General features: G+C 53.4%; 17 protein-coding genes. 8 read left to right on the top strand and 9 right to left on the bottom strand.

Annotated features, from left to right (window positions below; genetic code table 11):
- Positions 1-24 precede the first annotated feature (24 nt).
- The 6 genes from sfmF to fimA all read right to left on the bottom strand — a co-directional run bounded on the left by sfmF (position 25) and on the right by fimA (position 6,095).
- A complete protein-coding gene (gene sfmF / locus OGY15_RS16535) occupies positions 25-519 on the bottom strand; it encodes a fimbria assembly protein (RefSeq protein ID WP_151225080.1) in 495 nt (164 codons plus the stop codon).
- Between the two features lie 34 nt (positions 520-553).
- Positions 554-1,561 (bottom strand): type 1 fimbria D-mannose specific adhesin FimH, encoded by a 1,008-nt coding sequence (fimH, locus tag OGY15_RS16530; protein WP_286540165.1) that lies wholly within the window; start codon positions 1,559-1,561, stop codon positions 554-556.
- Positions 1,562-1,565: 4 nt separating this feature from the next.
- Positions 1,566-4,187 (bottom strand): fimbrial biogenesis usher protein, encoded by a 2,622-nt coding sequence (locus tag OGY15_RS16525; protein ID WP_151218678.1) that lies wholly within the window; start codon positions 4,185-4,187, stop codon positions 1,566-1,568.
- Positions 4,188-4,194: 7 nt separating this feature from the next.
- A complete protein-coding gene (fimC, locus tag OGY15_RS16520) occupies positions 4,195-4,887 on the bottom strand; it encodes a type 1 fimbria chaperone FimC (protein ID WP_151218677.1) in 693 nt (230 codons plus the stop codon).
- A 42-nt stretch (positions 4,888-4,929) separates the two neighbouring features.
- Positions 4,930-5,463, bottom strand: coding sequence for a type 1 fimbrial protein subunit FimI (gene fimI / locus OGY15_RS16515; RefSeq protein ID WP_151218676.1), 534 nt, complete (start codon positions 5,461-5,463; stop codon positions 4,930-4,932).
- 77 nt (positions 5,464-5,540) lie between these two features.
- Positions 5,541-6,095: a type 1 fimbrial major subunit FimA gene (gene fimA, locus OGY15_RS16510; RefSeq protein WP_151218675.1), complete on the bottom strand. Its 555-nt coding sequence runs from the start codon at positions 6,093-6,095 to the stop codon at positions 5,541-5,543.
- Positions 6,096-6,666: 571 nt separating this feature from the next.
- Here fimA and folD point away from each other — a divergent pair.
- The 3 genes from folD (at position 6,667) to OGY15_RS16495 (ending at position 8,396) form a co-directional block, all read left to right on the top strand.
- Complete coding sequence (gene folD, locus OGY15_RS16505) at positions 6,667-7,533, top strand: bifunctional methylenetetrahydrofolate dehydrogenase/methenyltetrahydrofolate cyclohydrolase FolD (protein WP_286540160.1); 867 nt, start codon at positions 6,667-6,669, stop codon at positions 7,531-7,533.
- A gap of 1 nt (position 7,534) precedes the next feature.
- Entirely contained in the window at positions 7,535-7,747 is a 213-nt protein-coding gene (gene ybcJ, locus OGY15_RS16500; protein ID WP_048212377.1) for a ribosome-associated protein YbcJ, read from the top strand.
- A 124-nt stretch (positions 7,748-7,871) separates the two neighbouring features.
- Positions 7,872-8,396 (top strand): metal-dependent hydrolase, encoded by a 525-nt coding sequence (locus OGY15_RS16495; RefSeq protein WP_286540158.1) that lies wholly within the window; start codon positions 7,872-7,874, stop codon positions 8,394-8,396.
- 91 nt (positions 8,397-8,487) lie between these two features.
- Here OGY15_RS16495 and cysS read toward each other — a convergent pair whose 3' ends face one another.
- On the bottom strand, positions 8,488-9,873 hold the full coding sequence (gene cysS, locus OGY15_RS16490; RefSeq protein ID WP_210904739.1) for a cysteine--tRNA ligase: 1,386 nt from the start codon (positions 9,871-9,873) through the stop codon (positions 8,488-8,490).
- 173 nt (positions 9,874-10,046) lie between these two features.
- On the opposite strand from cysS, the gene ppiB reads away from it, so the two are divergent.
- The 5 genes from ppiB (at position 10,047) to mnmH (ending at position 14,260) form a co-directional block, all read left to right on the top strand.
- Positions 10,047-10,541, top strand: a complete 495-nt coding sequence (gene ppiB / locus OGY15_RS16485) for a peptidylprolyl isomerase B (protein WP_003021875.1) — start codon at positions 10,047-10,049, stop codon at positions 10,539-10,541.
- Between the two features lie 2 nt (positions 10,542-10,543).
- Positions 10,544-11,266, top strand: a complete 723-nt coding sequence (gene lpxH, locus OGY15_RS16480) for a UDP-2,3-diacylglucosamine diphosphatase (protein WP_187252870.1) — start codon at positions 10,544-10,546, stop codon at positions 11,264-11,266.
- Positions 11,267-11,504: 238 nt separating this feature from the next.
- Positions 11,505-12,014 (top strand): 5-(carboxyamino)imidazole ribonucleotide mutase, encoded by a 510-nt coding sequence (gene purE / locus OGY15_RS16475; RefSeq protein WP_151218672.1) that lies wholly within the window; start codon positions 11,505-11,507, stop codon positions 12,012-12,014.
- A complete protein-coding gene (gene purK / locus OGY15_RS16470; protein ID WP_286540153.1) occupies positions 12,011-13,078 on the top strand; it encodes a 5-(carboxyamino)imidazole ribonucleotide synthase in 1,068 nt (355 codons plus the stop codon). Before purE ends, purK begins: the two co-directional genes overlap by 4 nt.
- Positions 13,079-13,174: 96 nt before the next feature.
- Positions 13,175-14,260, top strand: coding sequence for a tRNA 2-selenouridine(34) synthase MnmH (gene mnmH / locus OGY15_RS16465; RefSeq protein WP_286540151.1), 1,086 nt, complete (start codon positions 13,175-13,177; stop codon positions 14,258-14,260).
- On the opposite strand, the gene OGY15_RS16460 is transcribed toward mnmH, so the two are convergent.
- Both OGY15_RS16460 and sfbB read right to left on the bottom strand, forming a co-directional pair.
- The gene (locus OGY15_RS16460; RefSeq protein ID WP_286540148.1) at positions 14,257-14,916 is read right to left on the bottom strand and encodes a methionine ABC transporter permease; all 660 of its coding nucleotides are present in this window, start codon (positions 14,914-14,916) and stop codon (positions 14,257-14,259) included. The genes mnmH and OGY15_RS16460 overlap by 4 nt on opposite strands.
- Positions 14,909-15,925 carry a virulence-associated ABC transporter ATP-binding protein SfbB gene (sfbB, locus tag OGY15_RS16455; protein WP_151218668.1) on the bottom strand — a complete coding sequence of 339 codons (1,017 nt, stop codon included), beginning with the start codon at positions 15,923-15,925 and terminating at the stop codon, positions 14,909-14,911. Before sfbB ends, OGY15_RS16460 begins: the two co-directional genes overlap by 8 nt.
- Positions 15,926-15,942: the final 17 nt, after the last annotated feature.

Here is a 15,942-nt window from a genome sequence, read left to right as displayed (position 1 = left end):
GGGAGCGTCTTGTCAGCGCATTGATTAGTTATAGTTAATCATAAACGTGGCATCAGCCCTGGCAACACCTGGCTGAACCCCATCAGCTAACGCGATGTAGTTAGCGAAAAAGGTTAGTGTGGCATTGCCGTTCTCATCAATACTCACTGACTCGCTGGCCTGCTCAAGAGGCAGTCGCGTACGGTCGCTGTCGTGCAGTTCAATCGCCACCTTTTGCGCCATGACCACATCATCGAGCGCCAGCAGCGTCGTGCCCGGAGCCGGAGTACCGGAAAACGTTATCGAAGCGGATCCCGGCGGGCAACCTTCAAGCTTCAGCGTAAACGCGACCGGTTGAGTGGTATCTCCGCTGGTCTGAAGCTGCTTTGTCGGCCAGGTCCCTAACTCCACCGACTTATTGCTGTCGCTGGCAATCACTGCGCAGGTAAAGTCCACCACATTACCACGCAGTTCAATATTGATTTCACCCAGCGACGAGGAGGCATGGCACAACAAACTAAATGTCAGCAGGGACACCATCGTCAGAAGCCCCCATGTGGATGGCATTGGCTTATTAGTCATAATCCACTCGCAGATAGCCACGAGCCGTAAAAGGCCCTTCGGTAGGTTTATTCCCCGTCACGCTGACCGGCCATGCCCGAATACCGACCCTGGCTGCGGCGTTATCATCCAGTTGAAAGGGGATATTGCTGGACAAATTGTTAGGCGTCAGCGGGTTACCACTGCTATCGGCGACGATAAAACCTAAATCCGGGTTGTCAGATACCATCATTTTTCCGGTGGCTTTCTCAGCCTCTACACGCATGGTTAAGTAGGCCTGTGCCGCGACGTTGGTACATTTTATCGCCACCGTTTTGGTCTGCGGATTGATGCCTTCGGGCCGGTTTCCCGCTCCCGCCTTGCTGAATAGCGATGCGCCAATATCACCAAAATCAAACTCGACAATCTGCCCGGCATTCACTTCACAGTTTTGTGGAATCTCCACCTTGCCGCTGTAGCTGATGGTATACACCGGCGTACTTAGCGCATCCCCGGTACTGGTCGTGACATAAACACTGAACATCGTCTGCCGCGGAATCGGAACCATATTAATAAACGGACGGATCACTTTGAGTTTAAACACCAGCTTTGAATCCATTACGCCAAAAGGCTGCTGTTTAGGTACGTTGGGGTGAGTCCCCATACGGATATAGCTACGCGGGGGATAAAATAGTCCGGCATAGCTGTCGGTGATGCTCATGGCTCCCAGCAGGTAGTCATTGAGCTTCAGATACTGAAAACCGCCCTCGGTACTTTGCACCGGAAGTTCAGTAACATAGCTTCGGTAAGTGTAATTCACCGTCGTTCCGGCCGGACAGGTGGCATTCACGCCAATCCAGCCCGATTTTTCCGGTAACGTTACCACCTGTCCCGGCTGGTTGTTGCTGCTGTTAAAGACATTCGACAAATCGTAAAAAACATCCGTTGGTGTGCCATTCGAGTTCTGGCAGACCGTCGCCCATGATGAATGGGCAATCAACAATAAAGCGCTTCCCAGTAATAAACCCGTTTGTCTTTTCATCGTATTATTCCTGTCGTGCCGTTGGAGATTCGCACGTCACGTTCGTGAGCGTCACCGCCTGTTTCAGGCTATCCTCAGGCAAGGCATAGCGCGCCACGCAGCGAGCGTTTGCGCCTTCTCCCCACTGGATCAGCAACTCGCCTTTGAGCGGCAGACCACTGAGATAAATTTGCCCGTCTTCGCCCACCATACTGGTCACGCCGCTGGTGTTTTCCCGCACAATAGAGCCAAACGGCACGGGTTTACCGGCATGTCTGGCGGTAATCAGCGCCCGCACGCCGATTCGCGTATCAAACGCCGCTCGCACCAGTGCCCCTTGCGTTGGCACGACGCTGCTGACGTTATTTTCCACATCGGTATTGTTATTCATGGAATTGGTGTCTAACGCGACGCGGTTATAGCGATAGACGGTGGCATACGGCATCACCGCGTATCCACGCCAGTCGGTTTGAACGCCGGTCTGGTTTTCTATCCGCACCCCCTGTGCGCCAGGCGCTTTAATCAACACGTTGGTATCGCCCAGAGGCTGACTGAGCGTAATGCCGTCCGCATGCCCAACCACGCCGCCGGAGAGCTGCCAGTTGTAGTCATGCTGATCGCGATCGTAGTTGTATCCCACGCCCAGCGTGCCATAGGCCGCCTGCCAGTTGGCACTGGCGTTTCCACTGTAGCCATTGGTGCTGCTGTGCCCCTGATTCACGCTGTAGCTCAGGTTGCGTCCATCCAGCAACGTACCGCCGATCCCGCTCTGCCAGCTATTTTGTCCATTGCTATTACGGTTGGCATTAAAGGTGGCGTAGGTGCGATCGAAAGCGCTATCTCGCGAGTAGCGCCGCCCGCTCAGCAGGCTGAACGGTATTGACATATTGAACGCGACAATACGGTCGGTGTCGGAGATGCCAACCGATTCATTCCACGACCAGGATAGTGAATAGCTAATCCCCTGCCAGCCGCTGGCATAGCCCAGTTGATACCAGGTATTGGTGTCTGAAGTGTTCCAGTATGTCTGCTGGCTACCCGAGATATACAGCGATCCGTAATCCCCCAGATTTTGCGAAATGTTGATCTGGAAACGGCCTTTTTTGCTGTAGTTCAGGTTGTGGTAACTCTTCACATCGGGCACATCGTGGCGATTGCCTTCGCTGTCGTATTCGTACTCATAACCTTCCATACTGCGATACGCCACATCGTCGAGGGTGTAGAAACCACGCGTAGAGTAGCGATATCCCAACAACTGAAAGTTGGTGCCAAAATTGTTCAGCGATTTCGCATACAGAAAACGCAATGACTGCCCCTGATGCGTACTGTCATCCGCCAGTTGGCTGCGAGCATGGGTTAGATCGACTGAAACCGCCCCCCAGTCCCCCAGGTTTCGGCCTGTGCCTAAAACTAACGCGGTGTAGCGTGAGGCCAACTGCGTCCCACCATACGCGGTGTAGCCTTCTGGTAACCCGGCAATTAATGTTCCCTGGAAAAAGAACGGAGAAGACTGTTGGCTATTGCCGCTGCGAAAATCCCCGGCGACCACGTCATATTTGAAACGCCCTTCCCGCTGTAATAAAGGAACCGTGGAGTAAGGCACCGTATAGCGTTGTTGGCTGCCGTCCTTCTCATCCACCGTGACCTCAAGATCGCCGCTGGACGATGTCGGGTTAAGATCGGTTATCGAGAAAGCGCCGGGTGAAACATAGCTTTGATAAATCACATAGCCATTCTGGCGAATGGTCAGTTTCGCGGCGGTACGCGCAATGCCGCGAACGGTTGGCGCATAGCCCTGTAAGCTGTCGGGATACATACTGTCAGAGGAGTAAAGGCGCGCACCGCGAAAACCGACGCTGTCAAAAACGTCGTTGCCGGTGTTGCTGTCGCCCATCACCAGTTCCCCCTTCAGCGGGATAATCGCGCGCTGAAGCCATGTGCCGATGTTTTTCCAGCTTTGTGAGCGGTACCCGTCGCCCTTGGAATAGCTCCAGGCACCGTTGTTTCTCAACCGCCAGGGGCCATAGTTCAGACCACTGAGCATACTCAGAAAATAGCTGTCCGTATCACTACCACGGCTGCCGGTGAAACTGTAGTTAACCAGCGCGGCCGGAATGCCTTCATCCCACTCTTCCGGTGGAATATAGCCGCGCGCGCTGTTTAACATCGAGGCCTGTGGCAGGCTGATGTTTAGTCGCAGGGTAGAAAAATCAAACGCAATCTCGCTGCCTGGAATCGCTTCAGGTAGATTGATACAGGTATCGTTAGGATCCTTACTGAGTGCCGGAAACGCGGCGATATTGACGCCAAGACGCTTCACCCAGTCGAGCCCAAAGCACGGCATCAACCCGCCAGACTTCTCGCCTGCTTTTGCCGCACTGGTGACAAAACGAATATCCTGAGTGGCAACAAACTCATCATTGCGCCAGATATCCACACGATAGACACCTTCAGGCTGGTGATTGCCTTTTTCAAAACGTGATAAATCCGCCACGGTTGCCGTATCCGCAGATAAAAAGGCCGGATTAAAATAGCTTTCCCCGTAGCTGAGAGAGGGAAAAAGCGCCGCCAGCGTGGACAACGCCACCCCCGCCAGCGGTGGCGTAACCCCCGGAAACAGGCCAGGAAAATACGTTGTCTTATTCATCGTTATCTCAACGCACACTAACCGTTTTGGCCGGGGTCACAGCGCCATAATCATTGACCGTCTGGAACGTAACGTTGCCCTGCACGCCCGTTGGTAACAGAACCTGTGCATCGCTTTTCGGTGCAACCATCACGTTATCTACCTTCGTTTTCCCCACGTTGAGATTGACCAACGTGACGTAATACGCTGACGGATTGTTAATTTTCAGGTGATTGCCGGAACGGGCAAACGTCAACATCCCCGGCGCATCTTCCGGGATTTGCGGCAAATTATTCGGACGCACGAAAAGTTTGATACGTGACAGGATCGCCAGTTGTAAAACGTTTTTGCCCTCAAGGCTGTTTTTATTGACTGACGGAATGGCTTTTACGTTCATCCAGAACAGCGACTCACGGTCTTTGGGTAGCGGAACACCTGCATAGATGATACGCAGCGTGTTTTCGCTTTTGGGTTCGCTAACAAACAGTGGAGGTGTAACCACAAACGATTTTTCTTTAACACCTGCGCTATTCTCAATCCATGAATTTACCAGGTAACGTTCTTTGGTATCGCTATTGCCAATAGACAGGGACGTTTGTTTGGCATCAGCCGGATAAATAACGCGAGTGGCGCCTAATGCAATACCGCCAGCAGCATGAACACTGGCAGCAGAAAATAAGGCCAGAAAAAGGATAAAACCTGATTTCAGATAATTAGACATAAGCTACAAATACCTTTGATGCGATTATCGTTGGGAAATAAATCAGGGATAAACCAACGTAAACCACACGTCTGAACGAAGCGTTCCCGGGGTTATATTTTCCGATACAGCCCGATAGCGAGCAGTGAAATGAAACGTCATTTCTTGCGTTATAATTGGCGCATAATGAAGCGGCAGCGCATTCGGAATAATTTGCCGTTGACGCTCATCAAATAATGCCAGACCGATCCCCGAAGCCGCAGACGCATCACCGCTTGCAAGAAAAACCTGGGGATCTTCGGCTGGCGTCACGCCTGCAAACGCAATCCCAACATGGTCATAAACATCGGCGCTGCACGACGTTAAGCGCAGTGAAAACGGAACACTGGTAGAGGCGAAGCTTCCCGTCCCGGAGAAAGCATTCGTACGATACTGCCCCATTTGCACCCGCATATTCTGACTGTCAGTGGCGACCGTACAAGCACCATTGACGAGCTGTCCACGTAAGTGGAGGCGACCACTTTCCAGTATCACCGTATGTGCAAACACAGGCATTACGCACAGCATTCCTGCCAGCGCTACGCCTTTCCCTATCATCTGCCGCATCCTTCATCATCCCCGGATATTGCCTCATCCATTGAGGCGAACGTCATCCTTGCGCAACTCAAAACGGCTTATTCGTACTTCATGATGAACGTTGCGTCGGCATTTGCCTGACCCGGCGTAGCGCTTGCGGCAGTCGCTTTATAACGTGCAGAGAAACGCAGGGTGTTGGTTCCTTCTACCAGCGCCTGAGCGGTAGAGAAGGTCGCGCCATCAGGTTTCAGCGCAGTAGAGGCGTTGTCCAGAATCTCGATACCTACACCGCCAGCGGTGGTGGTGTTATTCCCTGAAGAAACAGCCAGCAGAGCCGAGTTGGTGGCATCCGCCTGACCAGAGAAAGCCACGGCCGCCGTCGCAGCAACGGCAGGATCGCAGTCATTCAGCACGATGGAGAACGGAATTTGTGCTGTTGTATCACCCACTGCGGCAAAACTGGCAGTACGATACTGGCCTAAAGTGACAACCTGATCGGATGACTGAGTACTGACTGCACAGGCTGCATTGACCAGTTCACCTTCAAAATGCACAGTACCGCCGCTCACGCTTACCGGATCGGCTGCAACCGCAGCACCTGCGACTAACATCAGGCTGGCAATAACAGAAGAGGTCATTAATTTACGTTTCATGGATTTCCCTTGAATTACACACATCCGGCTCCAGCATCCTGCGGGATCCGTTTTCATTATCGACATTAAATGTCAGGCTAATTATCTCTGCATCCTGTAAAGATATATATCGTAAGAGAATTAGCTAACCTTTTACCCTGACTCTCCTGAGTATTTGATTTACTAATTATCCTTCGCGAATATGACTATTCGTCACAGCGATAAATTAAACATTTCAATTAATGAAAAATACCTGCAAATCCTTTTAATAGCCCTGGCTAATTCTTAATGGGATCTAAGAAAAGTCTTGGTTAATATTACCTAAATGCCGCCTTAATAGTACGTAACAGTCTGGTTTATGAAGCATTACCCATAGAAAACCCAGGGTGATGAGATGTTTCATTCACGTTAATTTTAATTAGCGTGCTCATCATTTATTCGTTAGACTTTAGTCTCTGTACTGACACCATTTCCAGCCCGTGACAGCCCTGGCGCACATAAAAACGCAAACGAAAACTGACAGCACGTCCCGCTTCTGACAAAATAGTGGCATCCCCTTCGATTTAACGTAACAGACGGAATCCTCTCTCTGATGGCAGCAAAGATTATTGACGGTAAAACGATTGCGCAGCAGGTGCGCTCTGAGGTTGCTCAAAAAGTTCAGGCGCGTACAGCGGCTGGATTACGCGCTCCGGGCCTGGCTGTTGTGCTGGTAGGTAGCAACCCGGCTTCGCAAATTTACGTCGCGAGTAAACGCAAAGCCTGCGACGAAGTGGGGTTCGTCTCCCGCTCCTATGACCTGCCCGAAACCACCAGCGAGGCGGAGCTTCTTGAGCTGATCGATACGCTCAATGCAGATACCACCATCGACGGTATTCTGGTACAACTGCCGTTACCTGCCGGTATCGACAACGTTAAAGTGCTGGAGCGTATTGCACCGGATAAAGACGTTGACGGTTTCCACCCGTATAACGTCGGTCGTCTGTGCCAGCGTGCGCCGCGCCTGCGTCCATGTACCCCGCGCGGTATTGTGACCCTGCTTGAGCGTTACAACATCGACACCTACGGCCTGAATGCGGTCGTCATTGGCGCTTCAAACATTGTCGGTCGCCCGATGAGCATGGAACTGCTGCTGGCTGGCTGCACCACCACCGTTACCCATCGCTTCACCAAAGATCTGCGTCGCCACGTTGAGCATGCCGATCTGCTAATTGTTGCCGTCGGTAAACCGGGCTTTATTCCCGGTGAGTGGATCAAAGAAGGCGCAATTGTGATTGATGTCGGCATCAACCGTCTGGAGAATGGTAAGGTTGTTGGCGATGTGGTCTTTGAAGATGCTGCCGCACGCGCGTCATATATCACGCCTGTCCCAGGCGGCGTAGGCCCAATGACCGTCGCCACACTTATCGAAAACACGCTCCAGGCGTGTGTTGAATATCATGATGTAAAGGACGTTTAAGATGGCCACATTTTCACTGGGGAAACACCCACATGTTGAACTCTGCGATCTGCTGAAGCTGGAAGGCTGGAGTGAAAGCGGCGCCCAGGCAAAAATCGCCATTGGCGAAGGGTTGGTGAAGGTCGATGGTGTAGTAGAAACGCGTAAGCGCTGCAAAATCGTTGCCGGACAGACCGTAAGCTTTGAAGGCCAAAGCATTACCGTCGTGGCATGATCCCTGGTGCCGGATGAGGTTAACCCCCTGTCCGGCTACTTCCTCTCTCATTTTCAGATAATAACTTCATCACCACTTCACAGCGAATTGTTAGCATGTCGTTTTTCCACACGAAGCGATCATCATGCCAACAATTGTTACCCACGCAGCCGTGCCACTCTGCTTAGGGTTAGGTCTCGGACTTAAAGTCATCCCCCCGCGCTTACTGTTTACTGGCGTCGTTCTGGCTATACTGCCAGATGCCGATGTGTTGTCATTTAAGTTCGGTGTCGCCTATGGCAATGTGTTTGGCCACCGTGGATTTACCCACTCACTGCTGTTCGCCTTCGTGGTACCGCTGCTGTGCGTAATCATTGGCCGACGATGGTTTAAAGCCGGACTGATTCGCTGCTGGTTATTCCTGACGGTTTCACTGTTGTCGCATAGCCTGCTGGATTCTGTCACCACCGGCGGTAAAGGCGTCGGCTGGCTGTGGCCGTGGTCGGATGAACGGTTCTTCGCACCGTGGCAGGTGATTAAAGTCGCCCCGTTCGCGCTATCACGCTACGCCACACCATATGGGCATCAGGTAATAATTTCGGAGCTGATGTGGGTTTGGCTGCCGGGCGTTATGATGATGGGTGTGCTGTGGTGGTACAAACGTCATTAATAGTGCCTGATGGCGCTACGCTTATCAGGCCTACCGATCATTCCATCGTAGGCCGGATAAGGCGTAAGCCGCCATCCGGCAATATAGAGTGTTACTTACGACGCCAGGTGGTGCCCTGCGGACCGTCTTCCAGCACGATGCCCATCTCGTTGAGGCGATCACGCGCGGCGTCGGCTGCCGCCCAGTCCTTCGCTTTACGGGCATCCAGACGCTGTTGGATTAACGCTTCAATTTCAGTAACTTCACCGTCATCCGCCTGCGCACCGCTTTGCAGGAAGGCTTCTGGCTCCTGTTCCAGCAGGCCCAGCACGCTGGAGAGCTTACGCAGATGCGCAGCCATACCATTAGCCGCCGCCATATCTTCACCCTTCAGGCGGTTAACCTCACGGGCCATATCAAACAGTACGGAGTAGGCTTCCGGCGTGTTGAAGTCGTCATCCATCGCTTCAATGAAGCGCGCTTCAAAGGCTTCGCCACCGGCTGGAGCAACGGACTTGTCAGTGCCGCGCAGCGCAGTATACAGACGCTCCAGCGCAGAGCGTGCCTGTTTCAGGTTCTCTTCGCTGTAGTTCAACTGGCTGCGATAATGGCCGGACATCAGGAAGTAGCGAATGGTTTCGGCGTCGTAGTATTTCAGCACGTCGCGCACGGTAAAGAAGTTGCCCAGCGATTTGGACATTTTCTCACGGTCAACCATCACCATTCCGGAGTGCATCCAGTAATTGACGTATTCACCGTCGTGCGCACAGGTAGACTGCGCAATTTCGTTTTCATGGTGCGGGAACATCAGGTCTGAACCGCCGCCGTGAATATCAAAATGATTGCCCAACTGTTTGCAGTTCATCGCAGAACATTCAATGTGCCAGCCCGGACGGCCCGCGCCCCACGGTGACGGCCAGCTCGGCTCGCCCTCTTTGGACATTTTCCACAGCACGAAGTCCATCGGGTTGCGCTTCACGTCAACCACGTCAACGCGAGCGCCCGCCTGCAGTTGATCCAGATCCTGGCGTGACAACTGACCGTAGTTCGGATCAGTCGGGACGTCGAACATCACGTCGCCATTATCGGCAACATAGGCGTGACCTTTGGCGATCAGCTGTTCGGTGATCTCAATAATCTCGGCAATATGATGCGTCGCGCGCGGTTCCAGATCCGGGCGCAGAATATTCAGCGCATCAAAATCGCTATGCATTTCCGCAATCATACGATCAACCAACGCGACAAAGCTTTCACCGTTTTCATTCGCGCGCTTGATGATTTTGTCATCGATATCGGTAATGTTGCGCACATACTTCAGCTTATAGCCGAGGAAGCGCAGATAGCGTGCAACGACGTCGAAAGAAACGAAGGTACGTCCGTGGCCAATATGACAGAGATCGTAAACGGTAATACCACACACGTACATGCCGACTTCCCCGGCATGAATAGGTTTGAATTCCTCTTTTTGGCGCGTCAGTGTATTAAAGATTTTTAACATCGAAGATTCCGTGTAGACGTGTGTGGATAGTAAAGTCTGTATAATACCCATAATTGAGACCGGAAGCAGCACACTTTGCGAGGTGATCGCAGCTTGCGGTTATGCTATAACACACCCCTAACTCTGACCCTTGACGGGGTCGAAGCACCAATCTATCGGAACAGGATGCAAAAATGGTTACTTTCCACACTAATCACGGCGATATCGTAATCAAAACGTTTGATGATAAAGCGCCTGAAACAGTTAAAAACTTCCTGGACTACTGCCGCGAAGGTTTTTATAACAACACCATTTTCCACCGTGTTATTAACGGTTTCATGATCCAGGGCGGCGGTTTCGAGCCGGGCATGAAGCAAAAAGCCACGAAAGAAGCGATCAAAAACGAAGCGAACAACGGTCTGAAAAATACCCGTGGTACGCTGGCAATGGCGCGTACTCAGGCTCCGCACTCCGCAACCGCACAGTTCTTTATCAACGTTGCAGACAACGACTTCCTGAACTTCTCTGGCGAAAGCATGCAGGGTTGGGGTTACTGCGTGTTCGCTGAAGTGGTTGAAGGCATGGACGTGGTTGATAAAATCAAAGGCGTTTCCACCGGTCGCAGCGGCATGCACCAGGATGTGCCAAAAGAAGACGTCATCATTGAAAACGTGACCGTCAGCGAGTAAACGTGGCGACACTGTTTATTGCAGACCTTCACCTCTGCACAGAAGAACCGGCGATCACCGCCGGTTTTCTGCGTTTTTTAGCCGGCGATGCGCGCAAGGCCGATGCGCTATACATTCTCGGCGATCTGTTTGAAGCCTGGATTGGCGATGACGATCCTAATCCGCTGCATCATGAAATGGCCGAGGCGATAAAAGCGTTGGCTGACACCGGCGTCCCCTGCTTTTTTATTCACGGCAACCGTGACTTTCTGCTCGGCAAGCGTTTTGCCCGTGAAAGCGGCATGACTCTGCTGCCCGAAGAAAAAGTGCTCGACCTGTATGGCCGCAAGGTACTGATCATGCATGGCGACACCTTGTGTACCGACGACGCGGGCTATCAGGCGTTTCGCGCCAAAGTGCATCAACCCTGGCTACAGAAGCTGTTTCTCGCCCTGCCCCTGTTCGTTCGCCAGCGCATTGCCGCAAAAATGCGCGCCGGAAGTCTTGCCGCCAACAGCAGTAAATCGCTGGAAATCATGGATGTGAATCCGCAGGCCGTGATTAACGAGATGGAAAAACATCAGGTCCAGTGGTTAATTCACGGTCATACACACCGTCCGGCTGTCCACGAACTCACGGCCAATGAACAACCCGCTTTCCGCGTGGTATTAGGCGCATGGCATACCGAAGGCTCAATGGTAAAAGTCACGTCCAGCGACGTTGAGCTAATCGCTTTTCCGTTTTAATTCTGCAGGCACCCAGTTCCTCTTTACACAAAACTATTCGAGTTGCATCGAGGCGGCAAATCTGTGAGTCCCCTGGAGCTTACAAAAGTAAGTGACTGGGGTGAGCAGATGCAGCCAACAAAGAGGCAGCTTGAAGAGTGAAGTGTAAAGCGCGCAATCGTTTTCCTTGAGATTGAATTGTGCTATTCTCGGTGGCCTCAAAAGTCGAGTGTAGTGCACCACAGGAGTTTTCAGACGCATGTCTTCCCGCAATAATCCGGCGCGTGTCGCCATCGTGATGGGGTCCAAAAGCGACTGGGCTACCATGCAGTTCGCCGCCGAAATCTTCGAAATCCTGAACGTTCCGCATCATGTTGAAGTCGTCTCCGCCCACCGTACCCCAGACAAGCTATTCAGCTTCGCCGAAAATGCTGAAGAGAACGGCTATCAGGTGATAATTGCCGGTGCCGGCGGCGCTGCACATCTGCCAGGTATGATTGCGGCGAAAACGCTGGTGCCTGTTCTCGGCGTTCCGGTGCAAAGCGCGGCGTTGAGCGGCGTAGATAGCCTCTACTCCATTGTTCAAATGCCGCGCGGAATTCCCGTTGGAACGCTGGCGATCGGCAAAGCGGGTGCGGCCAATGCGGCTCTGCTGGCAGCACAGATTCTTGCTACACACGACAAAACATTACACCAGCGTCTGGACGACTGGCGCAAAGCGCAAACCGATGAGGTGCTGGAAAACCCGGACCCGCGAGGTGCGGCATGAAGCAGGTTTGCGTACTCGGTAACGGTCAGTTAGGGCGCATGCTGCGCCAGGCCGGTGAGCCGCTGGGTATTGCGGTCTGGCCCGTCGGGCTGGATGCTGAGCCTGCTGCAGTACCTTTTCAGCAAAGCGTAATCACCGCAGAGATTGAACGCTGGCCGGAAACGGCGCTCACTCGCGAACTGGCGCACCACCCAGCGTTTGTTAACCGCGACGTTTTCCCGATTATTGCCGACCGCCTGACGCAAAAGCAGCTTTTCGACAAGCTCGACCTGGCGACTGCGCCGTGGCAACTGTTGGCGGATAAAAGCGAATGGCCTGCGGTATTCGACAAACTGGGTGAACTGGCTATCGTCAAGCGCCGCATCGGTGGCTACGACGGTCGTGGGCAATGGCGTTTACGCGCCAATGAAACCGAACAACTTCCAGACGACTGCTACGGCGAGTGCATCGTCGAGCGGGGAATCAACTTCTCTGGTGAAGTGTCGCTGGTGGGGGCTCGTGCGCACGACGGCAGCACCGTCTTCTATCCGCTGACCCATAACCTGCACCAGGACGGTATTCTGCGCACCAGCGTAGTCTTCCCGCAGGCTAACGCCAGACAGCAGGCGCAGGCCGAAGCGATGCTCTCTGCCATCATGCAGGAACTGGGCTATGTCGGTGTGATGGCGATGGAGTGTTTCATCACCCCGGAAGGTCTGCTGATCAACGAACTGGCTCCGCGCGTACACAACAGCGGACACTGGACGCAAAACGGCGCCAGCATCAGCCAGTTTGAGCTACACCTGCGCGCCATTACCAATCTGCCGTTACCGACGCCGGTGGTGAACAATCCTTCGGTGATGGTAAACCTGATTGGTAGCGACCTGAACTACGACTGGCTGAAGCTGCCGCTGGTACACCTGCACTGGTATGACAAAGAAGTGCGTGAAGGTCGTAAGGTGGGTCATCTGAATCTGAGCGACAGCGATACAGCACGTCTTAGCGCGACGCTGGAAGCGCTTATCCCCCTGCTGCCGCCCGAATACGCCAGCGGCATTATCTGGGCGCAGTCAAAGCTGAAATAAGCCATTAATGCCGGGGAGTTGATTTTATCCTTCCCCGGCCCCTCCTCTGGCGCGTAAAATCCTCTCCATTGCTGTTTTGTATTTTCAGGAACAAACATGAACGATGGAACGGACTATCGCGCAATTCTGCTCGCCGGTACGCCTTTAATCGATGTACGCGCCCCCGTCGAATTTCAGCAGGGCGCAATGCCGGGTGCAATAAACCTTCCCTTAATGAACGATGACGAACGTGCAGCCGTGGGTACCTGTTATAAACGTCAGGGGCCTGAGGCCGCCCTCGCGCTTGGCCATCAACTGGTCTGTGGCGAGACTCGCCAGCGACGCATGAAGGCCTGGCTGGATGCCTGTCGTCAAAATCCTGCGGGCTACTTATGCTGCGCGCGCGGCGGTCAGCGGTCGCACATTGTGCAGCAGTGGCTACACGAGTCCGGCACTGATTACCCGCTAATACAAGGCGGTTATAAAGCGTTGCGTCAGGCGGTGATTCAACTGACTGAAGAACTGGTGCAAAAACCGATCGTCTTAATTGGCGGCTGTACCGGGAACGGTAAAACGCAGCTAGTGCAACAACAGCCGAACGGCATTGACCTCGAAGGTCTGGCGCACCATCGTGGATCTTCTTTTGGCCGCACCGTTGAACCGCAGCTGAGCCAGGCAAGCTTTGAAAACCTGCTGGCGGTCGAGATGCTGAAAACCGACAGCCGTCAGGCGCTGCATCGCTGGGTGCTGGAAGATGAAGGCCGCATGATTGGTGCCAATCATTTGCCCGAATACCTGCGCGAGCGCATGAGTCAGGCATCTATTGCGGTGGTCGACGATCCTTTTGAGCTACGCCTTGAGCGACTACGTGAAGAATATTTTGTGCGCATGCACCACGATTTCACTCACGCTTATGGCGATAGTCAGGGCTGGCAGGAGTACTGTGAATATTTGCATCACGGCCTGTTTGCTATCCGCCGCCGTTTGGGTTTACAGCGCTTTGCCGAGCTGAACGCCCTGCTCGACGTCGCCCTGCAAGAGCAACAAGCCAACGGCAGTACCGACGCCCATATGGGATGGCTGGTACCGTTACTCAACGAATACTACGACCCAATGTATCGCTACCAGCTAGAGAAAAAAGCCGCGAAAATCGTGTTTCGCGGCTCATGGCAGGACGTAAATGACTGGCTCCAGGCGCATTAATGCCGGTCGCGCTTATCCGCGCATTTTGCCAGCCAGTCGCCCAGCACCTGCACGACCTGCACCAGAATAATCAGCGCCACCACGGTGACGATCATGACCTGGGTTTCGTAGCGGTAATAACCAAAGCGAATCGCCAGGTCACCTACCCCGCCGCCGCCAACGATCCCGGCCATTGCGGAGTAACCGATCAGGCTCACCAACGTTATCGTCAGCCCACGCAGCAGTCCCGCGCTCGCCTCAGGTAACAGAACGGTGCAAATGATGCGCATCGGGCTGGCACCAAAAGCTTCCGCCGCCTCAATAATGCCTTTATCGACTTCGCGCAGCGCGCTGTCGACCAGACGGGCATAGAAGGCGATAGCCGCCACCGACAGCGGAACCGATGCCGCAATCGGCCCGATGGTATTCCCGAGCAAAAACTGGGTGAGCGGTAGCAGCAGCACCAGCAGGATCACAAACGGCACCGAGCGGATAATATTCACCAACACGGAACTGAGCAGATACACAAAACGGTTCTGCCAGAATAAATGCCGATCGGTGACGAAAATAAGAAAACCGAGCGGCAAACCGCCAATAATAGCCAGCACCGTTGAGATGCTCAGCATCTGGAAGGTTTCATTAAACGCCAGCGTCAAATCAGGCAATAAATCATCCACGAATCACCTCCACTTGAGCAGTACGTTGACGAATATGTTCCACGGCAACTTCAACCGCAGAAGGGTTATGCGGCGCGGTCAGTTGCACCACCAGAATCCCCAGCGCACGTTCGCCGATATATTCAATTTTGCCGTGCAGAATGTTCACCGCCACGCCAAATTTAACCGCGACTTCTGATAAAACCGGCTGTTCCGCCGAATCACCGATGAACAGAATTTTTAACAGCTGACCCGGCAGGTGCTGGCGCAGACGTTCAGGTAGCGTCAGGTTGAGGGTATGTGACACCAGTTGTTGAGTGAAAGCGTGCTGCGGGTGAGCAAAAACGTCAAACACCTCACCGGACTCCACCACCTTGCCACCGGACATCACCGCTACGCGATCGCAAATCGATTTGATCACGTTCATCTCATGGGTGATCAGCACGATCGTGATCCCCAACTGTTGGTTGATCTGCTTGAGCAATGTCAGAATTGTTGCTGACGTTTCCAGATCCAGCGCGGAAGTAGGTTCATCACACAACAGCACATCCGGGTGATTAGCAATCGCACGGGCAATACCCACGCGCTGCTTTTGCCCGCCGCTGAGCTGAACCGGAAAACGGTTTGCTTTATCCGCCAGCCCGACCAACGCCAGAATCTCCGCAACGCGTGGAGCGATTTTGCTGCGCTCCCATCCGGCAGCCTTCAGGCTGAAAGCAACGTTTTGCGCTACGGTGCGGGTATGCATCAGGTTAAAATGTTGAAAAATCATACCGATACGCTGACGCGCTTTGCGTAAATGCCCCCCCTCGAGCGCAGAGATCTCCACGCCATTCACTTTTACGCTTCCCTGGCTCGGGCGCGTTAAGGCGTTGAGGGTGCGCAGCAGCGTACTTTTCCCCGCGCCACTGGTCCCGACAATACCGAATATTTCACCTGCGCCAATGTGCAAGCTGACGTCATCAACCGCCCGGGTTGATGTTCCACGGCCTGCGCTAAAATCCACGCAAACTTTCTCAATCTCAATCATAGCTACCTCAGAAATGC

Origin of the sequence: Citrobacter sp. Cu231 (genome assembly GCF_030332265.1) — a bacterium.
GTDB lineage: Bacteria > Pseudomonadota > Gammaproteobacteria > Enterobacterales > Enterobacteriaceae > Citrobacter > Citrobacter meridianamericanus.
Note: the sequence above shows the minus strand (reverse complement) of the source record. Positions and strands in the feature narration are given on the sequence as shown.

What these genes read in the sequence shown, in the direction of transcription:
- sfmF (WP_151225080.1), bottom strand. Translation starts at nt 519, where the DNA reads ATGGTGTCCCTGCTGACATTTAGTTTGTTGTGCCATGCCTCCTCGTCG.
- fimH (WP_286540165.1), bottom strand. Translation starts at nt 1,561, where the DNA reads ATGAAAAGACAAACGGGTTTATTACTGGGAAGCGCTTTATTGTTGATT.
- OGY15_RS16525 (WP_151218678.1), bottom strand. Translation starts at nt 4,187, where the DNA reads ATGAATAAGACAACGTATTTTCCTGGCCTGTTTCCGGGGGTTACGCCA.
- fimC (WP_151218677.1), bottom strand. Translation starts at nt 4,887, where the DNA reads ATGTCTAATTATCTGAAATCAGGTTTTATCCTTTTTCTGGCCTTATTT.
- fimI (WP_151218676.1), bottom strand. Translation starts at nt 5,463, where the DNA reads ATGATAGGGAAAGGCGTAGCGCTGGCAGGAATGCTGTGCGTAATGCCT.
- fimA (WP_151218675.1), bottom strand. Translation starts at nt 6,095, where the DNA reads ATGAAACGTAAATTAATGACCTCTTCTGTTATTGCCAGCCTGATGTTA.
- folD (WP_286540160.1), top strand. Translation starts at nt 6,667, where the DNA reads ATGGCAGCAAAGATTATTGACGGTAAAACGATTGCGCAGCAGGTGCGC.
- ybcJ (WP_048212377.1), top strand. Translation starts at nt 7,535, where the DNA reads ATGGCCACATTTTCACTGGGGAAACACCCACATGTTGAACTCTGCGAT.
- OGY15_RS16495 (WP_286540158.1), top strand. Translation starts at nt 7,872, where the DNA reads ATGCCAACAATTGTTACCCACGCAGCCGTGCCACTCTGCTTAGGGTTA.
- cysS (WP_210904739.1), bottom strand. Translation starts at nt 9,873, where the DNA reads ATGTTAAAAATCTTTAATACACTGACGCGCCAAAAAGAGGAATTCAAA.
- ppiB (WP_003021875.1), top strand. Translation starts at nt 10,047, where the DNA reads ATGGTTACTTTCCACACTAATCACGGCGATATCGTAATCAAAACGTTT.
- purE (WP_151218672.1), top strand. Translation starts at nt 11,505, where the DNA reads ATGTCTTCCCGCAATAATCCGGCGCGTGTCGCCATCGTGATGGGGTCC.
- purK (WP_286540153.1), top strand. Translation starts at nt 12,011, where the DNA reads ATGAAGCAGGTTTGCGTACTCGGTAACGGTCAGTTAGGGCGCATGCTG.
- mnmH (WP_286540151.1), top strand. Translation starts at nt 13,175, where the DNA reads ATGAACGATGGAACGGACTATCGCGCAATTCTGCTCGCCGGTACGCCT.
- sfbB (WP_151218668.1), bottom strand. Translation starts at nt 15,925, where the DNA reads ATGATTGAGATTGAGAAAGTTTGCGTGGATTTTAGCGCAGGCCGTGGA.